The organism is Pedobacter sp. 05L430 (assembly GCF_056397585.1).
This window is the reverse complement of record NZ_JBFTNT010000341.1, coordinates 1-4,190: the sequence shown is the minus strand read 5'-3', so window position 1 is coordinate 4,190 and position 4,190 is coordinate 1. Positions and strand designations below refer to the sequence as shown.

The following is a 4,190-nucleotide window of genomic DNA, read 5'->3' as shown; positions in this document are numbered from 1 at the left end:
TTGTTAAGCAGAAAACCAAACTAACCAAATTAGAACCATGTGTAATTGTATGAAATTTTATGTGCCTTTGGCATGTTCAGGCATTTTGTGGTGCACTTTGATCACGAAAGTATGAAGAGACTTTACTATCCAATTATTTTTATTTTAATGTTTTCGGCTTGTAAGCAATCCACAAAAGATRCAGCAAATGCAGTCGCCGAAAATCCTTTGTTTAAATTGTTGGATTCTGCACAAACCAATATTCTTTTTGCAAATAATATCAAAGAAACCTTCGAACGAAATGTTTTTAACTACCCGGCTTTCTATAATGGCTCTGGTGTTTCTATAGGAGATTTAAATAATGATGGACTGGAGGATATCTATTTTTCCGGTAACATGACATCGAATAAACTCTACCTGAACAGGGGTAATATGAAGTTTGAGGATGTGACAGCTATCGCTGACGTTACAGGTAGAACAGAGGGATGGAAAAATGGAGTCAATATGGCCGATGTTAATGGCGACGGGTTGTTGGACATCTATATATGTTATTCAGGTAAATATCCTGGCGAGAACAGAAAAAATCAACTGTTTATTAATAAAGGGCTAACAGAAAAGGGCATTCCTCAATTTAAAGAAGAGGCCGAAATCTACGGAGTGGCAGATTCTTCTTACAGTACACAATCCTATTTTTTTGATTACGATAAAGATGGGGATCTTGACATGTTACTGGTAAATGAGAACATTAGGGTACTTACCGAGCTTGATGATATTACTATTCAGGAACTTCAAAAAACTCCAGATAGCTTGTCTGGAACCAAATTGTTTAGAAACGAAGGAGGGCATTTTAAAGATGTTACCCTTAAGGCAGGCTTACATAGTTCAGTATTGTCATATGGATTGGCCGCGGCTACCTCGGACGTAAATGGAGATGGATGGCCAGACATATATGTTTCAAACGACTATTCTATACAAGATCGTTTATATATCAACAATAGAGATGGGACATTCACTGATCAATTGACGTCAAATCTTCGGCATATTTCTATGTATTCAATGGGCAATAATGTTGTGGACATAAATAATGATGGGTTAATGGATATATATACCCTTGATATGATTCCCGAAGATAATCATCGCCAAAAACTGCTCCAGGGATTTGATAACTATGAGTTTTTCGATCTGAATTTACGCAATGGCTTGTATTATCAATATATGCGCAATATGCTTCATATAAACAATGGTAACGGAACATTTAGCGAGGTAGGCCAACTGGCAGGTGTTTCCAATACTGACTGGAGCTGGGCACCTTTATTTGCCGACTTTGATAATGATGGCTGGAAGGATCTTTTTGTAACCAATGGGTATCTTCATGATTTTACCAATATGGACGTGGTAAAATATAATGCCAATTATTTCAACAGCATAAATGGGGATGTTGAACCCCGTCATATTTTAGATATGCTGAGCAAATTGCCGTCTTCTGATGTAAAGAACTATATCTATAAAAATAAAGGCGGTTTTGATTTTGCAAATAAGTGTTTTGACTGGGGGATAGATGTTCCATCAAATAGTAGTGGGGCAGCATATGCTGATCTTGATAATGACGGTGATCTGGATCTGATCATTAATAATATAAATAAACCCGCCTTTATTTATCAGAATCAGGGAGACTCGACCACTCATTATCTTAAAATAAAACTAGCCGGATTAAAACAGAATACCGTAGGTATAGGGGCTAAAGTTACCATCTATTCAGATGGTAAGCTTCAGTCTTTAGAGCAAATGCCTTCCAGGGGTTATTTATCCAGCGTTTCGCCAATCTTACATTTTGGATTAGGTAAGAAAAACACAATTGACTCCATATCAGTGGTTTGGCAAAGTGGTAAAAAACAAGTTTTGGCCAAAGTTAAGGCCGATCAGTTATTGCTGTTAAATGAAAAGGATGCTTTAGGGAATTACACTCCGCCGGGTATAAAACCTGCATTGTTTAAGGAAGTAATATCCCCGGTAGATTTTGTTAAAAGTAAGAATGGCATCAATGACTTCAAACGTCAGCCATTAATGACCAATCCACAATCTTTTGCTGATCCTTGCATGGCAAAAGGCGATGTAAATAAGGATGGTCTGGAAGATGTTTATGTTGGTGGAAATAAGAATGAACCTGGTATATTATATATCCAGCAGAAAAATGGCAAGTTTATTAAAAATCAAAAGCCTTTTGAGGGTGATAAGGATAGTGAAGATGCAGACGCAGTATTTTTTGATGCGAACGGTGACGGTTTTACCGATCTGTATGTTGTAAGCGGTGGATATCATGGTTTTAATGTTGCCGATCCATTATTGCAAGATCGCTTGTATATGAATGATGGAAAGGGGAATCTTTTAAAATCAACCGGTACGCTTCCCGAAATGAATGTAAGCAAAAGCTGTGCGCGTGTAGCAGACTTTAACGGAGATGGACATTTAGATGTTTTTGTTGGAGGTCGGGTGATCCCGGGTCTTTATCCTGAAGCCCCAAAGAGTTATCTTTTAATAAACGATGGAAAAGGTCATTTTACAGATCAGTTAAGCCTTATTTGTCCTGAATTAAATCAAGGTGGGATGATTACTGACGCTGCATGGATAGATTTAAACGGTGATAAAAAACCCGATTTGGTTACTGTAGGAGAGTGGATGCCGGTTAATGCATTCATTAATACAAGCGGAAAATTAGTAAATAAAACCAAAAGTTATTTTGATAAAGAATACAGTGGCTGGTGGAATAAACTTCAGGTTGGTGATTTTAACGAAGACGGCAGACCAGATTTAGTTGTTGGAAATCTCGGTTTAAATAGTCAATGCAAAGTCAGCGATAAAGAACCTGCAGAAATGTATTATAAAGATTTTGATGGTAATGGTGCCATTGATCCTATTCTATGTTTTTATCTGAAGGGAAAAAGCTTCCCTTATATAACCAGGGATGAATTATTAGATCAAATGAGCATAATGAGGCCACGGTTCTCAAATTATACAAGCTATGCTGATGCGACATTGAAAGATGTATTTACAGCAGATGAATTAAAGGATGCTAGATATTTAAAGGCCAACTGTCTTAAAACTACCTATTTTCAGAGTGGAACCGACGGGCGTTTTCATGAAAGGGATTTACCCGTTGAAGCACAAATGGCTCCGGTTTATACCATTACTTCTATTGATTATGATGCAGATGGTCATAATGACCTGCTATTGTGTGGTAATATGAATCAGGCCCGACTTCGTTTCGGAAAATACGATGCTAATTATGGAGTACTGTTAAAAGGCAATGGTAAGGGTAGTTTTAGCTATATACCTCAGTATATATCCGGATTTAAGTTACAAGGGGATGTTAGAAGTGTAATCGAGATTAACAATACGATTGTCTTTGGTATTAATCAGCAGGGTGCAAAGGCCTATCAGTTAAAAGGAAAATAGAACTATTATTATTTATATGAGAAAACTATTGTTTTTTAGTTTGTGCGTAATATGCTTCGCCGCATGCCGCAACAATGAAAAATCACCGGAGCTTAGTAATAAGGATATTGCTAAAGTCCTGGATGAAATGACTTCACTCATGATCCATGACGTAACAAATCCTCCGCTTGCTGCCCGATTTTTTACTTATGCAAGTCTTTCTGGTTATGAGGTAGTTGTACAAAATGACTCCAATTGTATTTCGATGAAGGGGATATTGAATGACTATCCGGAAATTATTAAGCCATCTGTTCCCGGAAGCTATTCTTATCAGTTAAGCGCAATATTGGCTATGATTGCGACAGCAAAAAAAATGCAGCCATCCGGAAGTTTGTTTGAAAAATATGAGCAATCATTTTTAGACTCCTGTAAAAAAATAGGATTTTCTAACAATGTTATTGAGAATTCTAAATTATATGCGCAGCAAGTAAGTAAACAGATATTAGGATATGCCAAGGCAGATAAGTATAACAAGATCAGTAACTATCCCCGCTATACACCTCTAAATATAGAAGGTAGCTGGTATCCAACTCCACCTGCTTATTTCCCACCGGTTGAGCCGTATTTTAATACCATACGTCCGTTTACACTAGATTCCTGCTCTCAATTTAAACCAGCACCTCCTGTCCCTTTTTCTAAGGATAAAAATTCGGCGTTTTATAAATTGATGTTAGGTAATTATGTGGAGGGAGGGGCAGGGCTAACACCAGAACATAGAG

Annotated in this window: 2 protein-coding genes; both read left to right on the top strand. The window is 37.3% G+C overall.

Going from position 1 to position 4,190, the window contains the following annotated elements:
• The first annotated feature begins 111 nt into the window (after positions 1-111).
• Positions 112-3,432 carry a VCBS repeat-containing protein gene (locus AC1DG9_RS24210; RefSeq protein ID WP_477635391.1) on the top strand — a complete coding sequence of 1,107 codons (3,321 nt, stop codon included), beginning with the start codon at positions 112-114 and terminating at the stop codon, positions 3,430-3,432.
• A gap of 16 nt (positions 3,433-3,448) precedes the next feature.
• Positions 3,449-4,190 (top strand): hypothetical protein (locus tag AC1DG9_RS24205; protein WP_477635390.1); only part of this gene is annotated, 742 nt, incomplete at its 3' end.